The 23,453-nt window shown below is 36.5% G+C and carries 22 protein-coding genes; 8 read left to right on the top strand and 14 right to left on the bottom strand.

The window, feature by feature from the left end; translation table 11 throughout:
- Positions 1 to 29: 29 nt before the first annotated feature.
- Both ACFSQP_RS02150 and ACFSQP_RS02145 read right to left on the bottom strand, forming a co-directional pair.
- Positions 30 to 1,157: a vWA domain-containing protein gene (locus ACFSQP_RS02150; RefSeq protein WP_376891421.1), complete on the bottom strand. Its 1,128-nt coding sequence runs from the start codon at positions 1,155 to 1,157 to the stop codon at positions 30 to 32.
- Between the two features lie 226 nt (positions 1,158 to 1,383).
- On the bottom strand, positions 1,384 to 2,061 hold the full coding sequence (locus ACFSQP_RS02145) for a Crp/Fnr family transcriptional regulator (protein ID WP_376891419.1): 678 nt from the start codon (positions 2,059 to 2,061) through the stop codon (positions 1,384 to 1,386).
- Positions 2,062 to 2,169: 108 nt separating this feature from the next.
- Here ACFSQP_RS02145 and ACFSQP_RS02140 point away from each other — a divergent pair, with 108 nt between their 5' ends.
- From ACFSQP_RS02140 to ACFSQP_RS02105, 8 genes are all read left to right on the top strand, one after another.
- Positions 2,170 to 4,542, top strand: a complete 2,373-nt coding sequence (locus tag ACFSQP_RS02140) for a heavy metal translocating P-type ATPase (RefSeq protein WP_376891418.1) — start codon at positions 2,170 to 2,172, stop codon at positions 4,540 to 4,542.
- Between the two features lie 80 nt (positions 4,543 to 4,622).
- Entirely contained in the window at positions 4,623 to 4,811 is a 189-nt protein-coding gene (gene ccoS / locus ACFSQP_RS02135; protein ID WP_376891417.1) for a cbb3-type cytochrome oxidase assembly protein CcoS, read from the top strand.
- A gap of 5 nt (positions 4,812 to 4,816) precedes the next feature.
- Positions 4,817 to 6,991, top strand: a complete 2,175-nt coding sequence (ccoN, locus tag ACFSQP_RS02130) for a cytochrome-c oxidase, cbb3-type subunit I (RefSeq protein ID WP_376891416.1) — start codon at positions 4,817 to 4,819, stop codon at positions 6,989 to 6,991.
- Between the two features lie 13 nt (positions 6,992 to 7,004).
- Entirely contained in the window at positions 7,005 to 7,199 is a 195-nt protein-coding gene (locus ACFSQP_RS02125) for a CcoQ/FixQ family Cbb3-type cytochrome c oxidase assembly chaperone (RefSeq protein WP_376891415.1), read from the top strand.
- A complete protein-coding gene (locus tag ACFSQP_RS02120) occupies positions 7,196 to 8,146 on the top strand; it encodes a cbb3-type cytochrome c oxidase N-terminal domain-containing protein (protein ID WP_376891413.1) in 951 nt (316 codons plus the stop codon). The genes ACFSQP_RS02125 and ACFSQP_RS02120 overlap by 4 nt, the downstream gene beginning before the upstream one ends.
- Before the next feature lie 24 nt (positions 8,147 to 8,170).
- On the top strand, positions 8,171 to 9,595 hold the full coding sequence (gene ccoG, locus ACFSQP_RS02115; protein ID WP_376891411.1) for a cytochrome c oxidase accessory protein CcoG: 1,425 nt from the start codon (positions 8,171 to 8,173) through the stop codon (positions 9,593 to 9,595).
- 128 nt (positions 9,596 to 9,723) lie between these two features.
- Positions 9,724 to 10,170: a FixH family protein gene (locus ACFSQP_RS02110; RefSeq protein ID WP_376891409.1), complete on the top strand. Its 447-nt coding sequence runs from the start codon at positions 9,724 to 9,726 to the stop codon at positions 10,168 to 10,170.
- Between the two features lies 1 nt (position 10,171).
- Positions 10,172 to 10,873 (top strand): sulfite exporter TauE/SafE family protein, encoded by a 702-nt coding sequence (locus tag ACFSQP_RS02105; RefSeq protein WP_376891408.1) that lies wholly within the window; start codon positions 10,172 to 10,174, stop codon positions 10,871 to 10,873.
- 668 nt (positions 10,874 to 11,541) lie between these two features.
- Here the strand turns inward: ACFSQP_RS02105 and ACFSQP_RS02100 are convergent.
- The 12 genes from ACFSQP_RS02100 to ACFSQP_RS02045 all read right to left on the bottom strand — a co-directional run bounded on the left by ACFSQP_RS02100 (position 11,542) and on the right by ACFSQP_RS02045 (position 23,432).
- Complete coding sequence (locus ACFSQP_RS02100) at positions 11,542 to 13,539, bottom strand: TonB-dependent receptor plug domain-containing protein (protein WP_376891406.1); 1,998 nt, start codon at positions 13,537 to 13,539, stop codon at positions 11,542 to 11,544.
- A 71-nt stretch (positions 13,540 to 13,610) separates the two neighbouring features.
- Positions 13,611 to 14,462 (bottom strand): hypothetical protein, encoded by an 852-nt coding sequence (locus tag ACFSQP_RS02095; RefSeq protein WP_376891405.1) that lies wholly within the window; start codon positions 14,460 to 14,462, stop codon positions 13,611 to 13,613.
- 166 nt (positions 14,463 to 14,628) lie between these two features.
- Positions 14,629 to 15,015 (bottom strand): hypothetical protein, encoded by a 387-nt coding sequence (locus ACFSQP_RS02090; protein ID WP_376891403.1) that lies wholly within the window; start codon positions 15,013 to 15,015, stop codon positions 14,629 to 14,631.
- Positions 15,016 to 15,353: 338 nt separating this feature from the next.
- A complete protein-coding gene (locus tag ACFSQP_RS02085; RefSeq protein WP_376891402.1) occupies positions 15,354 to 16,136 on the bottom strand; it encodes an ABC transporter permease in 783 nt (260 codons plus the stop codon).
- Positions 16,129 to 16,836 carry an ABC transporter ATP-binding protein gene (locus tag ACFSQP_RS02080; RefSeq protein WP_376891401.1) on the bottom strand — a complete coding sequence of 236 codons (708 nt, stop codon included), beginning with the start codon at positions 16,834 to 16,836 and terminating at the stop codon, positions 16,129 to 16,131. Before ACFSQP_RS02080 ends, ACFSQP_RS02085 begins: the two co-directional genes overlap by 8 nt.
- Positions 16,830 to 18,077: a nitrous oxide reductase family maturation protein NosD gene (locus ACFSQP_RS02075; protein WP_376892108.1), complete on the bottom strand. Its 1,248-nt coding sequence runs from the start codon at positions 18,075 to 18,077 to the stop codon at positions 16,830 to 16,832. Before ACFSQP_RS02075 ends, ACFSQP_RS02080 begins: the two co-directional genes overlap by 7 nt.
- 37 nt (positions 18,078 to 18,114) lie before the next feature.
- Positions 18,115 to 18,546 (bottom strand): nitrous oxide reductase accessory protein NosL, encoded by a 432-nt coding sequence (locus ACFSQP_RS02070; protein WP_376891399.1) that lies wholly within the window; start codon positions 18,544 to 18,546, stop codon positions 18,115 to 18,117.
- A gap of 31 nt (positions 18,547 to 18,577) precedes the next feature.
- Complete coding sequence (locus ACFSQP_RS02065) at positions 18,578 to 19,198, bottom strand: hypothetical protein (RefSeq protein ID WP_376891397.1); 621 nt, start codon at positions 19,196 to 19,198, stop codon at positions 18,578 to 18,580.
- Positions 19,199 to 19,324: 126 nt separating this feature from the next.
- Positions 19,325 to 21,283: a Sec-dependent nitrous-oxide reductase gene (gene nosZ / locus ACFSQP_RS02060; RefSeq protein WP_376891396.1), complete on the bottom strand. Its 1,959-nt coding sequence runs from the start codon at positions 21,281 to 21,283 to the stop codon at positions 19,325 to 19,327.
- A gap of 29 nt (positions 21,284 to 21,312) precedes the next feature.
- A complete protein-coding gene (locus ACFSQP_RS02055) occupies positions 21,313 to 21,876 on the bottom strand; it encodes a fasciclin domain-containing protein (protein ID WP_376891395.1) in 564 nt (187 codons plus the stop codon).
- An 18-nt stretch (positions 21,877 to 21,894) separates the two neighbouring features.
- Complete coding sequence (locus tag ACFSQP_RS02050; RefSeq protein WP_376891393.1) at positions 21,895 to 22,395, bottom strand: cytochrome c; 501 nt, start codon at positions 22,393 to 22,395, stop codon at positions 21,895 to 21,897.
- Positions 22,396 to 22,595: 200 nt separating this feature from the next.
- Positions 22,596 to 23,432, bottom strand: coding sequence for a universal stress protein (locus ACFSQP_RS02045; protein WP_376891391.1), 837 nt, complete (start codon positions 23,430 to 23,432; stop codon positions 22,596 to 22,598).
- Positions 23,433 to 23,453: the final 21 nt, after the last annotated feature.

Below are 23,453 nucleotides of genomic sequence, written 5' to 3'. Positions count from 1 at the left end.
TTAAGCGCTTTTTATTTTTTTGTGCTTGTTTAACCTTTAATACGCTTTTTTCGGTTTGTTTCGTAATCTTCAAAAATCATTTCACCCAAACCTTTTAGGCCTGTATAAAACGCTTTTCCTTGGTTGGCCATGGTAAAGGTTTCAACAAACTGCATTAAATACCTATCCTGTGCAATCATAAAAGTGGTAATAGGAATATGCAATTTTCTGGCTTGTTGCGCCATGCCATAGCATTTGTTAGTTATGTAGCTATTTAAACCATTGCTATCCTTATAATAAGTGCCGTCTGGTAAGCGTAAGCAGCTAGGTTTGCCATCGGTAATCATGAAAATTTGCTTGTTTGTGTGGCGTTTTCTTCGGAGTAAATCCATGGCCAATTGCAAGCCTGCAACCGTGTTGGTGTGGTAAGGTCCCACTTGTAAGTAAGGTAAATCTTTTATGCTAATGCGCCACGCATCGTTCCCAAAAACTAAAATATCTAGGGTATCTTTAGGGTAGCGCGTAGTTATTAATTCTGCCAGAGCCATAGCTACTTTTTTGGCAGGTGTTATGCGGTCTTCTCCGTATAAAATCATGCTGTGACTTATATCTATCATTAACACAGTGCTCATTTGCGATTTATGCGTAGTTTCTTCTACAACCAAATCGTCCTCGCTGATATTAAAATGACCCAGACCATTATTTATTTGGGCATTCCGGATACTTTCAGTCATGTTAATTTTATCCAGACTATCGCCAAATTGATACGCTTTAAAGTGTCCCGTATGCTCGTCGCCTATTCCCAGTCCTTTACTTTTGTGGCTACCGCTGCCACTTTTTTTAAGATTTCCAAAAATTTGTTCTAATGCAGATTGCCTAATGGCACGTTCGGTTTTTGCGGTAATGGCCGTACCTTTGTTACCGTCTGGTTTTATTTCTTCGCGAATGTAACCTTTGGCCTTTAAATCTTCAATAAAATCGTTAATGGTATAATCTGGCGTTGTTAATTGGTACTCTTCATCCAATTGCTTTAGCCAATCTATGGCTTCATCAAAATCGCCCGAAGTGTGGGTAATAAGCTCTTTAAAAATATCGAAAAGCTTCTCGAATGGACTTTGAGAAGGCGCTTGATATTGTTTAAAAACAAACCCTTTTTTTACGTTATTTTCTTTTTTCATGCTCCATAAAAATACGAATAATTTTTAGTCAAATTCTCATATTAACATCTATTTAAGGTTTGTTTCTGCTGCTGTTTTTTCCAGTGGTTACTGGATGCCCTATAGCCGGTAATATAGGTATTTTGTTAGGTTAGTTAAAGAGGTTGTATAAACGCAAAAAACCTCATAATTTTCATGAGGTTTTTTGGGTAAAATACTGGATAACTATTAGGTTTTTATGCTGTTGTTACTCCACGCGCTTTAAGCCTTCTGGGTCCTTAATTTTAATGTGTTTACCCGATGTGGTAATAAGCCCTTCTTTTTTAAATTGAGATAAAATACGAATAGCCGATTCCGTGGCTGTTCCTACAATACTTGCATAATCCTCTCTGGATAATATGATGTTTAAGGCCCCATCTGCATCGGTACCAAAGGTATTTTGAATATGCAAAAGGGTTTCTGCCAATCGTTGTTTTACAGATTTCTGTGCCATGTTAATAATATCGTCCTCGGCTTCGCGTAAATCTTTTGCCATGCCTTTTAAAACATCCATGGAAAAATTTTTATTATCGTTAAGAGGCGTAATAATTTGATCTTTTGGCACAAAACACAATTCAATATTATTTAGTGCTACAGCGCTTAAATTGGTTCGCTCGTCGCTTATTAAGGAGCGTTGACCTAAAATTTCACCCTTTCCAAGCAGTTTTACCGTTTGATCTTTACCATTGGCACTTAATTTTGTTAGCTTACAAACACCGCTTCGCACACAATAAATTCCGTGCAGGGTTTCTCCTTCATCAAAAATAATATCGCCTTTTTTGTAAAATCGGGTGGTTTTACATGCTGAAACGCTGCGTAGTTCCTCGGAACTTAATGACTTTAAGGAGCTCATTTGGCGCACAATACATTGTTCACATTTACTCATACCTAAGAATAATTGATTAACCCCAAATATAAGATAAACATGACAAAAATCATATTAATTTAATGCTTATATTGTAACCTTTGCAGCAGGTATAAATGAGCAAATTTTATGGAACAACAAACATGTTACCACTGTGGCGACATATGCAAATTGGAGCAACTTGTTTATGATGAAAAATCATTTTGTTGCAATGGCTGTAAAACCGTTTATGAAATTTTTTCAGAAAATGACTTAACCTGTTATTACGATTTACAAGCCGCGCCGGGTTCGGCCCCAAAAGAAATTGCGGGGAAATACGATTTTCTTGACCAGCAGAAAATTATTGACAAATTAACCGAATTTAACGACGGCCAAATACAAATTACGACGCTTTATATTCCTCATATCCATTGCAGCTCCTGTATTTGGATTTTAGAAAACCTAAATAAGTTAAATCCTAGTATAACAGCTTCGCAGGTAAATTTTGGTAAGAAAAATGTGCGCATCACCTATAAGACCAACGATTTTTCATTAAAAGAAGCGGTCTTGTTATTAAGTGCCATAGGCTACGAACCCTATATTTCTTTAGAAGATTTTAAAACAGGTAGCGAAAATGTAAACCGCTCCTTAATTTACAAACTAGGTGTGGCCGGTTTTGCCTTCGGGAACGTTATGTTTTTATCGTTTCCAGAATATTTTGAGGTTGGTGAGTTTTGGTTGGAGCAATACAAAACATTTTTTAGATGGCTTATGTTTGCTTTTTCGCTGCCGGTGGTATTTTATGCAGGACGCGATTACTTTACTTCGGCCTACAAGGGCTTGAAAAAAGGGTTGCTAAATATTGATGTACCCATTGCGCTAGGACTGGCTGTTTTATTTATACGAAGCTCCGTGGAAATTATACTGGACATTGGTTCGGGGTTTTTTGATAGTTTAACCGGACTGGTTTTCTTTTTATTACTTGGGCGGTTTTTTCAGCAAAAAACATATTCTTTTTTATCTTTTGAACGCGACTATAAGTCGTACTTCCCAATTGCTATTACCAAAATAGATGCCGGTATTGAATCGCCTATTCAAGTTTACGATATTAAAAAAGGTGACAGACTTTTAATTAGAAATGAAGAATTAATTCCCGTTGATGGTATTTTAATAAATGGCCGCGCTAAAATTGACTATAGTTTTGTTACAGGCGAATCGGAAACCATAACAAAAGTATCTGGCGATAAGCTTTTTGCTGGTGGTAAACAAACCACAGGCGTAATTGAAATGGAAGCCTTAAAATCTGTTGAACAAAGCTACCTTACGCAGTTATGGAGTAACGATGTGTTTAATAAAAATAAAGAAGATAGTTTTACAACCCTAACCAACACCATAAGCAAGCGCTTTACACTTATTGTTTTGGCCATTGCCTTTATAGCTACAGGGTACTGGTTGCTAGTAGACCCTACAAAAGCTATGAACGTATTTACAGCCGTGCTTATTATTGCTTGTCCGTGTGCCATAGCGTTATCGGCGCCTTTTACGCTGGGAAATATTTTACGCATTTTTGGTAAGCTTAAGTTTTATTTAAAAAACGCATCGGTTATCGAGCAGTTGGCTGCCATAAATACCATTATTTTCGATAAAACCGGAACCATTACCTCCAACAAACAAAGTTCAGCCGTTTACGATGGCGAGCATTTAACCCCAGAGGAAGCCGTGCAACTAAAAAACACCCTACGCGGCTCCAACCATCCTTTAAGTAGAACACTATACAACATTTTAGATGCGCATAATATCATTACATTAAGTCATTTTGAAGAACATTTGGGTAAAGGAATTGAAAGTGAACATCAGAACACCAAAATGAAAATTGGTTCAGCTAGTTTTGTGGGTTATCAACAAGATCAGTCTGTGCTAAACACGACGGTGCACATAAGTAGTAACAACCAGTATAAAGGGAAATATACGTTTTACAACCGCTATAGGCAAGGCCTATCCAAATTGTTTAACGATTTAAAAAACCAGTACGATTTGGTTATCCTCTCTGGTGATAATGCAGGCGAAATGGAGAATTTAAAAAAACTGTTGCCAAGCAAAACAAAATTAATTTTTAACCAAAAACCAGACGATAAATTGGAGTACATTAAACACCATCAAACCCAAGGTGCCAAGGTTTTAATGATTGGCGATGGCTTAAACGATGCCGGAGCACTAGCCCAAAGTGATGTGGGTATTGCTATTTCGGAAAACGTAAATGTATTTTCTCCGGCTTGCGATGCTATTTTGGATGCTTCTAAATTTGAACAATTGTTTCAATATATAACCGCCTCCAAGAAGGCTATAAAAATAATAAAATGGAGTTTTGTTCTCTCATTTTTTTATAATGTAATTGGTCTTTATTTTGCAGTTACAGGGCAATTAGAGCCCGTTATTGCAGCTATTTTAATGCCATTAAGTTCTATTAGTATTGTGGTTTTTACAACCATAGCTACTAACCTTGTTGGCAGAAAACTACGCTAGCAAAAAATTGACAAATATGATTTTTATCATATTTTTCAGTATATTAAGTAAGTAATTTTGAACCATAACTTCTATTAGGTATGAGCGTTATTTATATATTATTAAGTATCAGTGTTATAGTAGCCATTGGCTTTTTTATAGCTTTTGTTTTAGCTGTAAAAAATGGTCAGTTTGATGACGATTACACACCTTCCGTTCGCATGCTATTTGAAGATGAACTTGTAAAAGACAACCAAAAACAATCTATTAAAACCAAAAAGAGTAATTAAAAATTATGGAAGTACAACAATTCTATTACGATAACAAAATCGTTAAAAATTTCCTCTACGCCACCATGCTTTGGGGAGTTGTAGGTATGCTTGTCGGCCTACTTTTAGCATTTATGTTTTTATTCCCAAATTTAACCGATGGAATTTCCTGGTTAAGTTTTGGTAGGTTAAGACCATTACACACTAATGCTGTTATTTTCGCTTTCGTTGGAAATGCCATTTTTGCAGGTGTTTACTATTCTACGCAACGCCTTTTAAAAGCTAGAATGTATAGCGATGTTTTAAGTAAAATAAACTTTTGGGGCTGGCAACTTATTATTGTTGGTGCTGCCATAACACTACCGCTAGGCTTTTCTACCTCTAAAGAATATGCCGAATTAGAATGGCCTTTCGATATTGCTATTGCCGTTGTATGGGTAGTTTTTGGTGCTAACTTAATTGGTACCATGATTAAGCGTAGACAACGCCATTTGTATGTTGCCATTTGGTTTTACATTGCCACATTTGTAACCGTAGCTGTACTTCATATTTTTAACAGTTTAGAAGTGCCGGTTAGTGCCTTTAAAAGTTATTCTGTTTATGCCGGTGTACAAGATGCTTTGGTACAATGGTGGTACGGCCACAACGCCGTGGCGTTTTTCTTAACAACACCATTTTTAGGACTTATGTATTATTTTGTTCCTAAAGCTGCTAACAGACCGGTTTACTCTTACCGCCTATCTATTATTCACTTTTGGTCCTTAATTTTCATATATATTTGGGCTGGACCGCACCACTTACTATATACCGCTTTACCAGAGTGGGCACAAAATTTAGGTGTTGCCTTTTCAGTAATGCTTCTTATGCCATCATGGGGTGGTATGATTAACGGACTTCTAACACTGCGTGGTGCTTGGGATAAAGTTCGTGTAGATCCTGTTTTAAAATTTATGGTGGTAGCTATTACCGGATATGGTATGTCCACTTTTGAAGGCCCTATGTTGTCCTTAAAAAATGTAAACGCCATTGGCCACTTTACAGATTGGATTATTGCACACGTACACGTTGGTGCTTTGGCTTGGAACGGCTTTCTAGCTTTCGGTATGATATACTGGTTAATACCGCGTTTGTTTAAAACCAAATTACATTCCATTGGTTTGGCAAACTTCCACTTCTGGATTGGTACATTAGGTATTATTCTATACGCCCTACCATTATACGTAGCGGGCTTTACACAAGCTAGTATGTGGAAGCAATTTAATCCAGATGGCACATTAGTTTACGGTAACTTTTTGGAAACTGTAACAGAAATTATGCCTATGTACTGGATGCGAGCCATTGGTGGTACCCTGTATCTAGTAGGTTTATTAGTATTGGTTTATAACATTATTATTACTGTTAAAAATGGTAGTGCCGTAACTGACGAGTTAGCTGAAGCTGCTGCTTTACAACGTGTAGCCAAAGGACGTGTTGGTGGCGAAGGCTGGCACTCATGGTTGGAAAGAAAACCAATACGTTTAACCATATATGCTACAATTGCCATTTTAATTGGTGGTATTGTTCAAATTGTTCCAACCCTCATGGTGGAATCCAATATTCCTACTATTACAAGCGTTAAACCTTACACGCCACTGGAACTAGAAGGTAGAGATATTTATATTCGTGAAGGCTGTGTGGGCTGCCACTCGCAAATGATTAGACCGTTTAGAAGTGAAGTGGAGCGTTACGGCGACTTCTCTAAAGCAGGTGAGTTTGTTTACGATCATCCATTCCTTTGGGGTAGTAAGCGTACTGGTCCAGACTTACACCGTATTGGAGGTAAATACTCGGATAACTGGCATTTTAACCACTTCTACGACCCACAAAGCACCTCATCGGGCTCTATTATGCCGTCGTACAAATGGTTAATTACAAATGAATTGGACAAATCCAATACCGAAACTAAAATGGAAGCAATGGTAACATTAGGTGTTCCTTACACCGAGGAAGATATTGCCAACGCCCAACAAGCCATGTACGAACAAGGTACTAAAATTGAAGAAAACTTATATTCTGATCCAGACTTTGCCGCAAGCTACGAAGCTGATAAGGCTGCTGCTGGAGAAGATTTTGTTGAAATGCGCAATCGTGAAATTGTTGCTATAATAGCTTACCTGCAACGTTTAGGAACAGATATTCAGGTAGCAGATTTTGAAGAATAAAAAAAATTAAACAATGTTAAAGTTTGTAAAAAACCACATGGATAGTATAGCGGGTATAGAAATATACCCGATTATATCCTTACTTATATTTTTCATCTTTTTTGTTGTCTTATTTTGGTGGGTAATTACCGCAAAAAAAGACTATATAGAATCTGTAAGTAACATCCCATTAGATAAAACCAATAACCAAAACCAAGAAGAACAATGAGAAAATTCATCCCAGCCTGGGTACGGGTACCCGTAATATTTTTCCTAATTGCTGGACTGGCAGAATATTTTATAGATTCTGGCGATAAACCGGCTTTTATGGAACAACCCTTAATTATGTTGTTTCTGTTATTTGTTCTCGTTCTATTAATTGGTATCGAGTCCATAATAGGCTCCATGGATAATATTTTATACCAAAGCTTGGACGAGGAGGCCAAAGCGCGCTACAATGCACAACGAGCTGAAAAACCAAAATTTGTAGTGTGGTTAGGAACAACTTACGAAAAACTATTGGGAAGCAAACCAATGGAAGAAGAACACGATATTATATTAGATCATAATTACGACGGTATTAGAGAGCTAGACAACAACTTACCACCTTGGTGGAAATATAGTTTTTACGCCTCTATAGTGTTTGCAGCCGTATATATGTTAAGATATCACGTTTTTGATGGCCCTACACAGATTCAAGAATTGGAAATTGAATATGCACAAGCAGCCATTGAAATTGAAGAATACAAAAAAACAGCCAAAGGATTGATTGATGTGAATACGGTTGAAGTATTAACCAGTGCAGCCGATTTAAATTCTGGTAAAGCCTTATACGAAGCAAACTGTGTGGCTTGCCACATGGCAGACGGCGGTGGCGGTATTGGCCCTAATTTAACCGATGAATATTGGATTTTAGGTGGTGGTATTAAAAACATTTACAGAACGCTTGTAGAAGGTGGCCGAGCTGGTAAAGGAATGATTTCCTGGAAACAGAGTTTAACACCGCTAGAAATGGCACAAGTATCAAGTTATGTATTAGCGTTCCAAGGAACCACACCTGCTAATCCAAAAGAAGCCGAAGGCGATATTTGGGTAGATGAAAACGCACCAATTGAGGATGTGCCAACAAAAGCCATGGAAGAAAAAACCGATGGCGTCATTTCTATCGAAAATTAAAAACGATTTGTAAAACCAAACATTGTGGAAAGTCCAAAAAATGAATCATTCAGAGATAGTATCGGTACCCTAGACGACCAGGGTAAGCGCGCTTGGGTATACCCAAAAAAACCTAGCGGCAGATACTACGAATGGCGCAAAATAGTAAGCTACGCTTTGTTGGCATTCCTATTTGCAGCCCCGTTTGTAAAAATAAACGGTAATCAGTTCCTTATGTTTAACATATTGGAACGCCGATTCAATATTTTTGGACTGCCTTTTTGGCCACAAGATTTTTACCTGTTCGTACTTTCCATGATTATTGGAGTTATTTTTATAGCTCTTTTTACAGTAGGTTTTGGCCGTATATTTTGTGGCTGGATTTGTCCGCAAACCATATTCATGGAAATGGTTTTTAGACGCATTGAATACTGGATAGATGGCGACAGAAATAAACAACGAAAGCTAGACAAACAACCATGGAATGCCGAAAAAATTAAAAAGAGGCTATTAAAATGGTTTATCTTTCTGCTTATTTCATTCGCTATCGCAAATATCTTTTTAGCTTACCTAATTGGAAGCGATAAACTTATTCAATACATAACAGAAGGACCTGTAGAACACATGGGAACCTTGTTTCCGTTACTCATTTTTACAGCCGTATTCTATTTTGTATTTGCGTGGTTTAGAGAACAAGTTTGTATTATTGCCTGTCCTTATGGTCGCTTACAAGGCGTATTATTAGATAACAAATCTATAGTAGTTGCCTACGATCATAAACGTGGTGAAGCTGAAAATGGACGTAAAAAATTCAGAAAAAATGAGGACCGTAACGCTTTAGGTCATGGCGATTGTATAGATTGTTTACAATGTGTACACGTGTGCCCAACAGGTATTGATATCCGGAATGGAACCCAGCTGGAATGCATAAACTGTACGGCTTGTATAGACGAATGCGACCATATTATGGAAAGCATTAATTTACCAAAAGGCCTAATCCGCTATGCTAGTGAAGATGAAATTGAGAAAAAAGAAGCATTTAAATTAACACCGCGCTTAAAGGGTTATATTGCTGTTTTAACAATACTAATTGGCCTTTTAATTGGAATGTTGCTACTTCGTAATGATGTTGAGGCTAACATTTTAAGACTACCTGGCCAGCTTTACGAACACAAAGACAATAATATAATAAGTAATGTATTTACCTATAAACTGGTAAATAAAACAACACGCGAAATTGAAAACATAACCTTTAAATTACGAAAAGTTAATGGTGAGGTTAAGGTTGTGTCCAATGCAGATACTTTTAATGTGCCTCCGCAAGGTTTAACACAAGGCACCTTATTTATTGAAATAAATCAGGCCGACTTAAATAGCGATAAAAACAAGCTCATGATAGAGGTTTATAGCAACGATGAGCTTATTGAAACCGAAACCGTTAACTTTTTAGGGCCGCGAAGTTACAACTAACTAAACGGGTTGGTTGGCTGTAACAGCACATAAAAAAATTAAAATTAATAAATAATAAAACAACAGATACCGTCTTTCCTCCTGATAGTTGTCAGTATATGTTAGTACGGATTTAAAACTTAAAAACCATGAGAATAAATTGGGGTACAGGCTTGGTATTGGCATTAGTAGGCTTTATATGCTTTATAATGTATTTTGTTATTAAAATGAGTGTGGACAGCACCTACCAGTACGATTTAGTAGTTGAGGATTATTACCAACAAGAACTAAAAGTTCAAGGTAATATGGAAAAAGAAATAAAAGGAAATAAACTAGCACAAAACGTGCAATCTACGCAAAGCGAGGAAGGCATTTTAATAACCTTCCCAGACTCTTTGGACGTTTCTAAAATAACAGGAAAAGTGTTCCTATACAGACCATCTAATAAACAATTTGACTTTGAAGTGCCTATTTCATTGTCAAATCAAAATTTGCTCATACCTGACAACCGTTTGTTAGGTGGTCGTTGGAACCTTACCGTAGATTGGCAATATAATGGAAATTCCTATTTATTCAAAAAAGAAATAAGGTATTAACATGCTGTGGTCTGCTCTTATACTTGGCTTACTAGGTAGTTTTCACTGCGTTGGTATGTGCGGACCAATAGCCTTTATGCTGCCAGTAGACAGGCAAAACTCCACCAGAAAAATAGCCCAAATAACACTTTATCATTTTGGACGTATTTTAGCTTACAGTTTAATAGGTTTGGTATTTGGTCTTATTGGTAAAAGTTTATACATATTTGGCTTGCAACAACAACTATCCATTATTATAGGTGTTTTAATGATAGTAGCCATACTCCTTCCCTACAAAACATTTAATAAATATAATTTTTCCAAACCTATTTATAAAGTTATCTCCAAAATTAAATCGGGATTAGGTGCAGCACTTAAAAAGAAAACACCTGACACCTTTTTAACTATAGGCTTTTTAAATGGTTTTTTACCTTGTGGCCTTGTTTATATGGCGGTTTTTGGGTCCTTGGCTAGCGCTAATGCCTTTCAAGGGGCTTTATACATGACCTTGTTTGGTTTGGGCACCATACCATTAATGACAACTGCCATCTATTTGGGCAAATTTTTAAATGCCAAAATTAAACAACGCATCCAAAAGGCCATTCCCGTTTTTGTTGTTATAATTGGTTTACTGTTTATTTTACGCGGTTTAGGACTTGGGATTCCTTATATTTCTCCTGCTCCTGTTACCGAAACTGTATCCAGTGAGATAGATTGCCACTAAACATACAAGTATACACAACAAAACCACCTTTTTATTGCTAGGTTAAAACGCTATACTTCGGCTGCTAGATACCCGTGGCAATTCTGTTTTATTTTATTATTTCATTTTTACGCGCCTACACACCATCAACACTAACACCATAACGCTATTAGAGAACGTCCTAATGCCTTAACGCTCTTCTGACAGAGCGGTGGTAAATTTTAAAAAATAAGGTAGGTAAAGTGGCTTATTTTAATGAAAGATATTTCAGGAAACTTTAGTCTTTAGTTTACGCATCTTATCTCATTACAAGTTATTTATATCTAAAAGTTGATTTATACTTATTAGCATATTTTCAGGTTTCAAACTGCCTTCGTAGCATAAATTGGCAGCTCGTTTTGTTGGTTACATAGGGGGCTCCCCCATTATTTAGAAGTTTTACTTCAGAAAAAAAACACAAAACTCTTTTTTGAATCTGTGGTGCTTCAATCGTTTGTTGATCTGGCACTATTCCGTTAGCGATGTTTGGATACAACCATCTATTTTTTTACTTGTTCCTTTTTGCTAACCTCGCTAGCCTATTTGAACAAAAAAAAGCTTCCAAGGCAGCAAGTTGAAAGCTTTTTATTCATTCTATTAAAACCGTTTGCAACGCCTAGACAATCCTGTGTAACTGGTGCTGCTTCGCCTTAAAACACGTAGGATACATTGGCGTAAAAGTTTCGGCCTTGACGCGGAATATTATTCCAGTCGGCATAGGTAGAATAATTGGTATCCAGAATGTTTTCGACACCATATTTAAAAATCATTCTCTGATTGTTAATTTGTACTACATTACCTAAATTCAAGTTTAATACGCCATAGGCTGGAGTTTCATCTTCGCCATAAAAGCTGCTATAGTTACTTTGGTTTCCGTTTCCTTCTAGTTGCAAGGCAGCATTAAACTTTGTGGTATTATAGGCTACTTCAACTAAATACGATAAGGGCTTAATAAGTGGTAAATTTTCATCGTTACTGCCATAGCCATAATTATAGCCTATGGTAGCATTTGCAGAAAGTTTTTTTGTAAAATTATATTGTGTATTCAAAAAAACATCAAAAATTGAAGCATGGGAAAGGCCGTTGTAAATGCGTACGCCATCTGCACCAATAGTCATAGCGCTTAAACTAGGGTTTATGGTGCCTATTATATAATCCATAATATAAAAATATGAGGCCTCCACACCTACTTTAAACTGTTTTTTATACCAATTCGCCTTGGCATTAATTTCAACTGATTTTTCATTTTTCAAGTTTGGATTACCAATATAATCGTAGTTATCGAAACTATTAAATAAAAAGAACCCATAGCCTTCGCTAACAGATGGTGCACGCTGTCCGTATGCCAAACCAATTCCTGCATCGTAGGTTGGTTTTTTATACAAATAATCGGCAGCCACACTCATTAAAAATCGGTTTTTACTAGCGTCCAATTCTGGATAAAATATTTGTAAACTCTCCAGCCCAACTGGATCGGCAATGCGGTTGTTATGAAAACCTAATCTGGCAGAGGCAGTAAGTGTTTTATTGGTAGTTAACTGCATAACATCTTTGGCGTAAATACCGGAATATAAGGTGCGTATGTCTGGCCACGTGTACATAAACATAGCAGGTTGATTACTATCATTTGGATACATGGTCATTTCGGCAACCGATTTATTATAAAAACCATTTAAATTTAATAAAAAGGCATGCTTTTTAAGGCTGAATGCTGCTTTACTATAAAAACCATAGGTGTCGCTCCAACCAGGCATATCCATTCTTATGGGTACATCTGGGCGTTTAGAATCGTCCATAATATGGGTAATTGTATTAACGTACAATTTAGACTCCCATGAAGTAATTTTAGAATCATTGTTTTTATAATTGTGCGTAACAGACCCAATTAAAGCTTCGGCCAAAGACACATCCATGGGCAAGGCTGGATAGCCTACATTGGTTGCTTTGTCGTATATAATATTGGCATCCATGGTATGGCTATCGTTTATTTTGTAACCTCCTTGAAAAGACACATTAAATTTCTCAAACTGCGAGTATAAGACCTCTTTATTGTTTCCGGCATCATAATTATCAGATTTTCTATAAATACCATCGGCATTAAAATAAAGGCGATTTCCGGAATACTCCACATCTAGTCCAGCCGTGCGGTAATTGCCATTGCTTTCGTAGCCCAAATCGGCGCTAGACTTAAATCCAAAGTTATAATATTTTGCTTGTGGTAACTGCAAGTTAATGCCACCGCCTATAGCATGGCCGTTTTCGGTGCCTTCTTGCCCAGAGCCTATGCTTACTTTTTCCAAGTTTGAAACGTCTACGTAGGAGGTTATAGGGTCCATTTTATCGGTACAGGCACCAAAAATTTGCATGCCATCAATAGTTACGTTTAAACGTTCGCTTGTCATGTTATTCATGGTGGGTTCCCAGGCATAATTACCACGCTTAATCATGGTAATTCTGTTAGATTTCTCTAAATAAGCATCAAGGCTAGAAAGTGTTTTTTCTTGTCGGTAATTACTTAATTTACGCTGACCAATAACAATTACTTCCTCCAATTGTGTGGTGTCGTTTTCAATTATGTTGGCTGTGTTTTGCGCATATAAGTGGGCACTAAACAGCAAGCCTATGGTGTATAGGATATACTTTTTCATGGTGTAATAGTGTTTTAAACTTACAGGTAGTTTGTAATAACCTTACTACCTGTAAGCATCATGTAAGCAGTTTAAAACTCCAATTCTAGATAGAGACTACTTTGTGTATTTTCTAGGGTAACTGGTTCGCCTTTTAGAACATTACCTTCCGAATCCAGTAATTGCAGGTTTAACACCCAATACCCTGTCATGGTTAAGGATAAGTTGGCATAATACTGTTTATCGGCAGAATTAAACACTAAACTGGTGTTATTTGGCGAACTGTGGTTACCCATTCCAGGCATTCTTGGATCCAAGGTTAAGGAATAGTCTGGTACTTCAGAAAAGGTCATCATATTTTCCATTTGGTACAGACCTACTACTAACTCGTTGTTTCCAATTATAGGGTTTTTAGGCGCTATCATGGCCACTACATATCGTTTATTATCGCTACCCAAAACACTGGCCACATTTTGTTTACTACTTTGCATAACTGTTATAGGCGCAGTAACCGTATAGTCCATACCATTTATGGTATAGTTAACCGTTAAGGACCAACCAGAACCGTCGGTAAAAGCCATTTGGTACACTATGTTACCCGTATAAACTGTTTCCTTACCCAGTGCTTTTACAGGATTGGTTTTTGGGCAAGAATGTTGCATGGTTGGCATTTGCATAACGGGCATCCATGTAATAGCGGCATTTTTAACATAGCTGTTTGTGGCATTGTCTTTAATACGCAGACTAATTTCATTGTAACCCGTATAAAAACGACCTGTAGCATTATACAATTCTATGGTGTGCGTGCTGTTGGTTAAATCTTGAACTTTATTTAAACCTGTTAATTCATTAAAAGTTGGGGTATCGTTGGTTGTATCGTCCTCTGAACAAGCAGAAAACAATAAAGCAATAAACAATGCGGGAATTATAAATTTTAGTTTCATTTTTAGTAATTTTTAAGTTTGATTTTTGCGCATAACCATCCTAACAAAACCTTAAAACGGTCTGTTTCGATTTATTTTACGCTAAATTTTGATTGCATGCGCTTACTCTGCCTTATTTATATAGGCAGAACTTCAGCGCAGCTGGTTTTGGTAAGAACTGTAAAAATTAACTAAAATCTGGTGGTGGCGTGTCAACCGGTATAGATTGACTTTTTAGTGTGTGTATAAACGTGTAATTAGTAACGTTAGTTACTATAAAGTTTTCATTACCCGACGGAAGTTTACTAATTTCAGAAACAAAGTAAAAATCTAGACCTATGCGTTTTACTGCTTGGTTACGTGGTGTGTTACTATCTGGGCCGGTTTCGTTTTTTGCTAATTCTGTTTTTAACTGGCATTTACCATTACACCCTTGTTGATCGTCTTTTTGAATACAAAGCGTTTTGGCTATAAAATCCTGATTAATAACAAAGTCACTTACTATAACCAAAGTATTAATGTGGTTTGCTAACAAAATGATAGCAAGCACGTAGGCTGTAATAATATGTAACATCGTTTTAATCATAGTACAAAGATACAGAATCATGGCAAATCCAAACATGACAAAAATCACCTTTAACTATTTGTTAAAGTATTTTTAAAGGCGTTATTTCGGTCTTTTAAATTGGCAGCTGCATGTTTTATGTCATTTAGTTTAGCTAACCCTAATGCCACGAAACCGGGCCTGGGCGTTTTTAAATTGTTGCAACTTTGTGGTTTTTACCAGCAGTTGTAAACTGTAAAGGCAAATGTTAGCTTCTTTTGTTTATCCTTTGGTTTTTATGGCTTACACTTTAAACCAAACAAAAACCGTTATTAATAACACACCCGAACATATTACGTGTTAACATCCTAGAAATCTTTTTTCTTGGATTTTTTTACAATTCTTAAAACGGGCATAAACACCCATAAAACCAACATAGAAAATGAAACGATGAGTCCGAAGTTAGTGCCAAAAAATTGCTTAAAAACTGCTCCCGTATAACCTAAAAGCGCAGAAATATCCAACTTTAATAGAATGAGTGTTCTGGACAAATCTACCGGATTTAGTACGGTTCCAACAAGCGATAGTTTATCTAGAGGATAATCTTCAAAAAACAATAAGGTCATTAAAAATACACCGTCGTAAATAACAGCCAAAAACAACCACAATAAAATAGCGTATCCAAAACCTTTTATTTTATTCTCGTTGGATAATGCAATATTGAAAGCTAATGCTGTAAAAATGAAGGTTAAAAACACACCTGTTATAAGGAGCAAGCTAAAATCCCATATGGCATTGGACATAAACAAACCATAAAAAACAAATGGTATACCCAGCCCTAAAATTAAACTCATAGACAAGGAAATAGCGACACCCAAATATTGGCCTAAAAAGATAGACGAACGCTTTAAGGGTTGTGCCAAAAGTAGTTCGGTAAATTCTTTGGAATTATAGTAGTACATTACGCCAAAAATGGTTCCAATTAAAGGCACTAAAATAATAATAACATTCATGAGCGTTATTACCGCTTTAGATAAGTCGTTATTAAGAAATAATAACACAACGCCTAGTAGTAAGTAAAAGGCAAAATACACGTAGCTCCAACGGCTACGCATGAGGTCGAAAAAACTATATTTTAATATTTTAAGCATGATTGGTAGTTAAAATGGACGCAATTGCGTGTTCTAAATCTGGTTGATTGGTTTGTGTTTTAAGAGCTGGTATGGTTCCTTTAAAGTAAATTTTTCCCTCCAGTAGAAATACAATTTCATCGGAAATTTCCTCTACAAAGCTCATAATATGCGAGGTAATTAAAACGGTTTTACCTTTGGCTTTTTCGGCTTTAATTAGGTTTTTTAAACGGATAAGCGCTATTGGATCCAAACCTGTTGTAGGCTCATCTAAAATAACTAGTGGACTATCAAACATAAACGTTAGCAAAATATTTACTTTTTGTTTTGTTCCGCCAGATAGTTGCCCTAGCTTTTTATCTAGAAAGGGTTCTAACTTAAACATTTCTATGAGCTCCTGCTCGTTGGTGGAATTTCCTCTTAAATCTTTAATCATTTTAATGAGCTCCTTAACTTTTAAGTTGCTAGGAAAATTAGCTATTTGCGGCAAATAGTCAATTTGTTTTCGGTAATTGGAGTCTTTTTTAATGGATTTACCATGTATGGAAATGGTGCCTTTATCTGGAATTACCATACCTAAAATAGACTTTATTAAGGTTGTTTTACCGGATCCGTTTGGACCTAGTACTGCAAAAATACCACCTTCATTAATATCTAAATTTAAACCAATTAGGACGTTATTTTTACCAAATTTTTTATGTAAATTTTCAACACTTACCATGTTATTTTTTTAATTTTAGGGTTATTATCCAGTAAATTGTCCGGGGTAAATACTGGCGATACTTTTTCTGAAAAATCGATAATATCAATAAATAAACTGCGTAATAAAATAATAGTTTCGGGCGTACGGTTTACGATGTATGAAAACAGTTTTACGGGTCTGTAGGGCACATCGCCCACGCCATCTTTATCTAAATCGTAACCGGTGTACTCGCTCCAATAATTACCGTCAAATTCATTGTCGTGTACCTTACTGTTGTAGGCCATATCAAAGGAATTGTATAAAAAGTTATTGCCTTTAAATGTATTGCTGTAGCAGGCTCCCAACACTTTTATAGCCCAACCGTTATTCATAAAATTATTGTTTTCGTAACGAATTCTATTCGAACCTTCAGTATTAATACCTATGGTATTTTCTTCAAAGGTGTTGTACATAATTTCGGCATCGTTTATTTCTTTTAAGAGCAAGCCGTAAGAGGCTGTTCCCCAGTTTTCTCTAAAAATATTACGATACATTTTTATATCCCGTGAAAACATAACGGCTACACCAGCACCATTTTTTTCAAATAAATTATCGGAATAGGTGTCTTTGTTAGAAAACATAAAGTGCAATCCGTAACGCACATTGTAAGAGCTAATATTATTGGTGATGAGACAATCGTCGGAAAATTCTAAATAAATACCATCCCGAACACGCTGAATAATATTATTATCTATTTCTATGTTATTACTATACCATAATTGAATACCATTGCCGGAGTTATACTCTTCTACGGCATCGCCAATTATGGTATTATTTAGCACTTTTCCGTTTTTTGATCGCTCAACGTATATCCCAAAAAATAATTGCTCTAAAATAAGATTTTGAACCACAAAATTCTCAACCCGCTTAAGCCGCACGGCGGCGTAATCCGAGGTGTAACTTGTTCCCACATTTTTAATAGTTAAACCGTCCAGCGTAACGCTATCGGCGGTTACAATAAGGATTTCGCCCTTCATTTCACCATCTAAAACGGGTTTCTCTTTACCTATTATGGTAAGTGGTTTATTTACCTGTATATCTGTTTCCTTATAAATACCTTTTTCAAGATAAACGGTATCATGCGCTTTTGCGGCATTAATACCATCTTTCAAGGTTTTAAACGTGCAGGTGTTACAAACGGTTATCCCTTGAGCTAACACATCATTTTTTAGTAATAAAATAAAAAAAATGGTTAGCAGATAATGCTTTAGTTTAAACATCATAACATTTTTTAGTGTTTGGTTATCCTTTTATACACTACTGTTGTAAATGCTCTAATAAAGCATTCCAAGTGTAAATATCGCCGCCTTGCTCCGCTTGTACAGCTTGTGCCTGGGCAGTTGTTTTAAAAGCTGTTAAAAAGGCACCCATTGGGCTTGGTAAGTTTTTGCTAATTAAAAACGTGGCCTGTGTAGCATCAATAAGGGTTTCTGGTTCGTTAAAATGATTGGTTAAATATAAGGCTATATCGTTGGTATTAAAATCTGCCATAAAGTTAACCATACACTCTGCCGCGTCAAACTTGTAAACCTTGGCTTTGTTGGTTACAATTTCGGCACCATGTACCTTATCTACAATAGTCATTTTGCAAAAATGGCAAGCATCGCTACCATAATTAATAGGCTCGGGTTTTGCTTGGCAGGACGCCAATATAAGGCCTATAAAGAGAATAAAAATAAACTGTTTCATTTTAGTGTTTTAGTTTTAAAAATATAAATAATTACGTGTTGGTTTTAGCTAACGTTAGCTTTCTACCTAACCAGAATGCTACCAACGTTAGAGCCATACCCACAAACATTAAATAACCGCCTACGTGAGGCCAAGAGTCCACATCAAAATTAAGTAGTTTTTGATACCCAATTAAAGGTGGCTTGTAAGACATAGGTGAACCATCTGGATTGGTAACTTTAATGATGGCGTTAGGATCTAGATTACTTCCATAATCGATTAACCAATTATTGAAGTCATACATCCCCAAAACGCCTAAAACGGACATTAATAAAAACCAACCAAGAAAAAACTTATAACTTACTTTTTCAAAAAACCCCAGTAATCCTATTATAACGCCAAGAATTACCATACCCAAAATTACTTTCGGAAATACTGAAAACTCCCACATTTCTTCTGGTTTTGGAATGGTTTTCATGCCAATATAATGGTTTAAACCATCAATATTCTGTAAATCGAATTCTGTAATTCCTTTAATGCCATCTATATAGATGTTCATTCCTAAAGGCTCCGGATATTGCGGCGCACCAAGCATGATATTCCATAAAGGAAATTTAAAAAGCCCTAATAATAATAACGATCCAATAATCATTATAATTCCTGCCTTTTTCATAATAAATAATTTAAAAATTAACCATTTAGTTAAGCGTGTTTTAAAAAGAAAGGCGAGAGCGAAACTTCAGCTCTCGCCTTATTAGGAAAATAAACACTAAAACAAAATTTTCCTAGTCTTATATTATTAGTCTCCTAAAGACCAAGATAATTCAATATCAGAGTCGGCTGGCGACACGCGCACATAACCCTGCATTTCTTGGTGTAAAGCAGAACAGAAATCTGTACAATAAAATGGCCATACACCTACTTGTTTTGGCTCCCAAGTTAAAGTTCTTGTTTGGCCTGGCATTACTAAAAGCTCGGCGTTATTAGCACCAATCATAGCAAAGCCGTGTGGTACATCAAAATCTTGCTCTAAATTGGTAATGTGGAAGAACACCTTGTCACCTACTTTAACACCTTCAATATTATCTGGCGAGAAGTGACTACGAATCATGGTCATGTAAACGTGTACATTTTTACCATCGCGCACTACTTTAGCATCACCATCACTTAAGGTTTTACGTGGGTGCTCATTTTCAGATAGTTTAAAGAACTTTTCAGACTTATCTTTAATAATTTCCGCAGGAATAGAGGCTGCATAATGCGGCTCACCGTGCGTTGGGAAATCATATAATAATTCCATTTTATCGCCAGAGATATCATACAATTGAGCCGAGTGCTCCATTTCTGGTCCTGTTGGTAAATAACGGTCCTTTGTAATCTTGTTCATGGCAAACATATATTTACCAAAAGGTTTTCTGGAATTACCACCTGGAATAGTTAAGTGACCTACAGAGTAGTAAGTTGGTTTTCTATCTAATACTTCCCAAGTACCTAATTTCCATTTTACAACTTCGGATGAGATGAAGAACGTAGTATAGGCATTACCTTTGTCGTCAAACTCGGTATGTAAAGGCCCTAAACCTGGTTGCTCTACAGATCCAGCTAAGACATCTTCGAAATTTAAAATTGGAATTCCATAAGCTTCGCCATCAAATTTTTCGTTTTCAATAGCATCCAACATTTTTGTAAAGGAATGTACGGTTAGGTTGGCCGATAATTTACCGTTACCTACAATATACTCGCCAGAAGGATCTACGTCACAACCGTGCGGTGATTTTGGTGTTGGTAAAAAGTAAACAGCGCCTGGAATTTCAGCAGGATTAACTACACGAACTTCTTTTTTCATGGTAGATGTTGCTGTATGCGTAATATCGCTGTGAATGTTGTGTGCATAGTTAGCTGGCATCATGGTACCACCACCATTGTTTACGTATTCTTCAATTTTTTTCCAGTTAATGGCTGCAATAAAATCTTTATCGTTTTGCGACGCGTTTACCTCTAGCAAGCTGTTTGCTTCCTCTGTGTTATAGGTAGTAAAGAAGAACCAACCATGCGATTTGCCACGTCCTGGGTGCGATAAATCGTAATTAAATCCTGGCATTAAAATTTGGAATTTAATATCCATATGGCCATGCTCTGGATCCACACTAATAAACGTTAACGCGCCTTTAAAGTTTCCTTTGTATTCATTAATTGGCATATCGCGCTGTGGTACAGGTACGGAAAAACGTGTTCCTGCCACTACATACTCGGTGTTTTCTGTAATGAATGAAGAACTGTGGTTACCAGCACTGTTAGGTACTTCAATAATTTCTTCTGTTTCGAAAGTTTTTAAACTAATTCGCGCAATACGTGGTGTGTTGTTTCCGTTAATAAAAATCCAACGACCATCCAATTCGCCATTTGTTTGCGAAATGTCTGGGTGATGCGAATCGTCCCAAGGAATAAAACCATAAGATGTTTCTAGCATTGGCTTGGTTTCTTCAGAATACCCGTAACCATTTGTTGGAAATTGCGAGAATACTGGAATTTCCTTAAACATACGTCCAGACGGCAATCCATATACCGTTAAGTTTCCGCTGTAACCACCAGACATAAATGCGTAATGCGAATCGTGTTCGCCCGGAGCTACATATACTTTTTCGGCCGCACTAGATCCTAATGCGCCTTTGTTGGATGTTTGCGTTGAATTGTTGCAACTTGTAAATGCAAGTGCCGCAACCATCAATCCAATTGATATTTTAAATTTGTTTTTCATTGTCTTTAATAATTTAAGTGTTTTTTAATTTATTCTGTTGGTGGTAACAATACTTTATCTATTACGTGTACAATACCATTACCTCCGAAAATACTGGCTATAATTTTAGCACCGCCAACCATTGGTTCGCCGTCTACTACCTCCACTTTTACGTTTTGGTTATTAGCCTGACCTAGTTTTTTAAACTTGGTTAAAAACTCTTTAGAGTAATTACCTGGTGTAACGTGGTAAGTTAAAATATTGGCTAAAGCTGCTTTGTTTTCCGGCTTTAACAAATCCTCCACTGTACCAGCTGGCAAGGCCGCAAACGCTTCGTTAGTAGGCGCAAAAACCATTAAAGGTCCGGCATTAGATAGTGCATTTTCCAGTTGAGCAGCTTGTACGGCTGCTACCAGTGTTGTGTGATCGTCTGAACCCATTGCAATTTGTAATACCGTTGGCGCACTACCATCGTCCTCAATAAAGGCTTGGCCTGTTCGCTCTGTGGTCTCGGTTGCCGCAGGAGCATCGGGGCTCGCTGCAGGGTTTTGATTTTCGTTTTTACAGCCCATGAATAGTGATAAGCATAAGACTGCTAGCATTAATTGTTTCATTGGTTATGGTTTTAGTTATTATAAGGTTCTAAAATATTCTAGAACAGCACGTGCTTCATCCTCTGTAAGGTTTTGATTAGCCATTGGCGAACCATTAAACTCCATTAATAATTCTTTTGCTAACGGATCTTCTTTTACCATTTGCTCTGGGTTTAAAATCATGTTCATTACCCATTCTGGTGTTCTGCGTTCTAAAATTCCGTTTGGTGCTGGTCCAATAAATTTTTTACCAACACGGTGACAAGCGGTACACATGTTTTTGAAAATTTCAGCACCTTGGTCTGCCATAGCCTGATCGATATTAGCATCCAATGTTAGCGAGGCTATTGGCCCCACCCCTTTTGTACTCATGTCTACACGCTTTGAAGGTTTCTCCACGCTTTCCTTTTTAGTTGTAGTTTCGGTTTTTGGACTTTTCTTTTCGTATGAAAATGTTTCTTTTTTCTTTTCTTCTTTTCCGCCGCAGCTTAATAGCGCGAAGGCAAATAATAGTGTCATTAATTTTAGTGATGTTCTCATAGTGTTATTTAATTTTATATATCAAAAGTATTATTAAAGATTTAGGAGAAATATGACAATTATCATATTTATCAAATAAATCGGATATTTTTATCCATTCTAACTCTTAATAGCTATTCGTTTGATTTTAAGATACAAAAAAAAGAGCCAAACTCCAAGTCCGACTCTTTTTCACTAACAAATTGTAATTACTATGAAAACTACTTTATTTTAAATGTCATAACTGGTAAGGTGGAATGATTGGCCACATCTTCAGATATGCTGCCTTCAAAAAAGTGGGCTAATCCTTTTTTACCGCGCGTGGCAATGGCTACCATATCGGCACCTAAAACATTGGCAAAGTTAGATATACCTTGCTCTACCGTGTAATCATTAACGTACGTAACCCGCGACATATAATCCAGATTGCCATCGGCTGCGTTTAAAAACTTAACAACCTTACCCTCCATTTCGGGTGTGCTTCTAAAGTTTTCGCCGGGTAAGTTTACATAAATTAAATGCATATCCGATTTTAAAAACGTACACATTTTTTTAGCTTTTTTATAGGCTTCAATAGCATCTTCTGAAAAATCTGATGCAAACACCACCGTATCGAACTCTGTTAAAATAGGGTTGTGTTTAATTACTAAAACAGGAATATCGGAATAGCGTACTACTTTTTCGGTATTGGAACCCACAAAATACTCTTTAATACCACTGGTGCCTTGCGACCCCATTATAATTAAATCCACATCGTACTCCTTGGCAACATCGTTAACCTCGCTAAATACTTTGTATTGTTTAACTAATGGTGTAATATGAACACCTTCCAAATAAGGTTTATCTAAAAATTCGCTAAACTTTTTCTTGGCTAATTCCAACAAAAAAACGGCTTCCAACTGGGCATTGGAGTCACTTCTGCTTAATACTGCATCGGACATTTCTAGCATGTGTAAGGCAAGTATTTCGGAATTATTTTTTTTAGCAAGAATAGCAGCTGTTTCAAGGGCGTACTCTGAATATTCAGAAAAATCTACTGGTACAATAATTTTGTTCATGGTTATATGTTTTTTTTCAGA

It is taken from the genome of Bizionia sediminis (genome assembly GCF_042684585.1).
Classification (GTDB): Bacteria; Bacteroidota; Bacteroidia; order Flavobacteriales; family Flavobacteriaceae; genus Algorimicrobium; species Algorimicrobium sediminis.
Note: the sequence above shows the minus strand (reverse complement) of the source record. Positions and strands in the feature narration are given on the sequence as shown.

What these genes read in the sequence shown, in the direction of transcription:
- ACFSQP_RS02095 (WP_376891405.1), bottom strand. Translation starts at nt 14,462, where the DNA reads ATGAAACTAAAATTTATAATTCCCGCATTGTTTATTGCTTTATTGTTT.
- ccoN (WP_376891416.1), top strand. Translation starts at nt 4,817, where the DNA reads ATGGAAGTACAACAATTCTATTACGATAACAAAATCGTTAAAAATTTC.
- ACFSQP_RS02090 (WP_376891403.1), bottom strand. Translation starts at nt 15,015, where the DNA reads ATGTTACATATTATTACAGCCTACGTGCTTGCTATCATTTTGTTAGCA.
- ACFSQP_RS02045 (WP_376891391.1), bottom strand. Translation starts at nt 23,432, where the DNA reads ATGAACAAAATTATTGTACCAGTAGATTTTTCTGAATATTCAGAGTAC.
- ACFSQP_RS02120 (WP_376891413.1), top strand. Translation starts at nt 7,196, where the DNA reads ATGAGAAAATTCATCCCAGCCTGGGTACGGGTACCCGTAATATTTTTC.
- ACFSQP_RS02070 (WP_376891399.1), bottom strand. Translation starts at nt 18,546, where the DNA reads ATGAAACAGTTTATTTTTATTCTCTTTATAGGCCTTATATTGGCGTCC.
- ACFSQP_RS02125 (WP_376891415.1), top strand. Translation starts at nt 7,005, where the DNA reads ATGTTAAAGTTTGTAAAAAACCACATGGATAGTATAGCGGGTATAGAA.
- ACFSQP_RS02065 (WP_376891397.1), bottom strand. Translation starts at nt 19,198, where the DNA reads ATGAAAAAGGCAGGAATTATAATGATTATTGGATCGTTATTATTATTA.
- ACFSQP_RS02050 (WP_376891393.1), bottom strand. Translation starts at nt 22,395, where the DNA reads ATGAGAACATCACTAAAATTAATGACACTATTATTTGCCTTCGCGCTA.
- ACFSQP_RS02140 (WP_376891418.1), top strand. Translation starts at nt 2,170, where the DNA reads ATGGAACAACAAACATGTTACCACTGTGGCGACATATGCAAATTGGAG.
- ccoS (WP_376891417.1), top strand. Translation starts at nt 4,623, where the DNA reads ATGAGCGTTATTTATATATTATTAAGTATCAGTGTTATAGTAGCCATT.
- ACFSQP_RS02075 (WP_376892108.1), bottom strand. Translation starts at nt 18,077, where the DNA reads ATGTTTAAACTAAAGCATTATCTGCTAACCATTTTTTTTATTTTATTA.
- ACFSQP_RS02085 (WP_376891402.1), bottom strand. Translation starts at nt 16,136, where the DNA reads ATGCTTAAAATATTAAAATATAGTTTTTTCGACCTCATGCGTAGCCGT.
- ACFSQP_RS02080 (WP_376891401.1), bottom strand. Translation starts at nt 16,836, where the DNA reads ATGGTAAGTGTTGAAAATTTACATAAAAAATTTGGTAAAAATAACGTC.
- ACFSQP_RS02105 (WP_376891408.1), top strand. Translation starts at nt 10,172, where the DNA reads ATGCTGTGGTCTGCTCTTATACTTGGCTTACTAGGTAGTTTTCACTGC.
- ACFSQP_RS02100 (WP_376891406.1), bottom strand. Translation starts at nt 13,539, where the DNA reads ATGAAAAAGTATATCCTATACACCATAGGCTTGCTGTTTAGTGCCCAC.
- ACFSQP_RS02055 (WP_376891395.1), bottom strand. Translation starts at nt 21,876, where the DNA reads ATGAAACAATTAATGCTAGCAGTCTTATGCTTATCACTATTCATGGGC.
- ACFSQP_RS02145 (WP_376891419.1), bottom strand. Translation starts at nt 2,061, where the DNA reads ATGAGTAAATGTGAACAATGTATTGTGCGCCAAATGAGCTCCTTAAAG.
- nosZ (WP_376891396.1), bottom strand. Translation starts at nt 21,283, where the DNA reads ATGAAAAACAAATTTAAAATATCAATTGGATTGATGGTTGCGGCACTT.
- ACFSQP_RS02150 (WP_376891421.1), bottom strand. Translation starts at nt 1,157, where the DNA reads ATGAAAAAAGAAAATAACGTAAAAAAAGGGTTTGTTTTTAAACAATAT.
- ACFSQP_RS02110 (WP_376891409.1), top strand. Translation starts at nt 9,724, where the DNA reads ATGAGAATAAATTGGGGTACAGGCTTGGTATTGGCATTAGTAGGCTTT.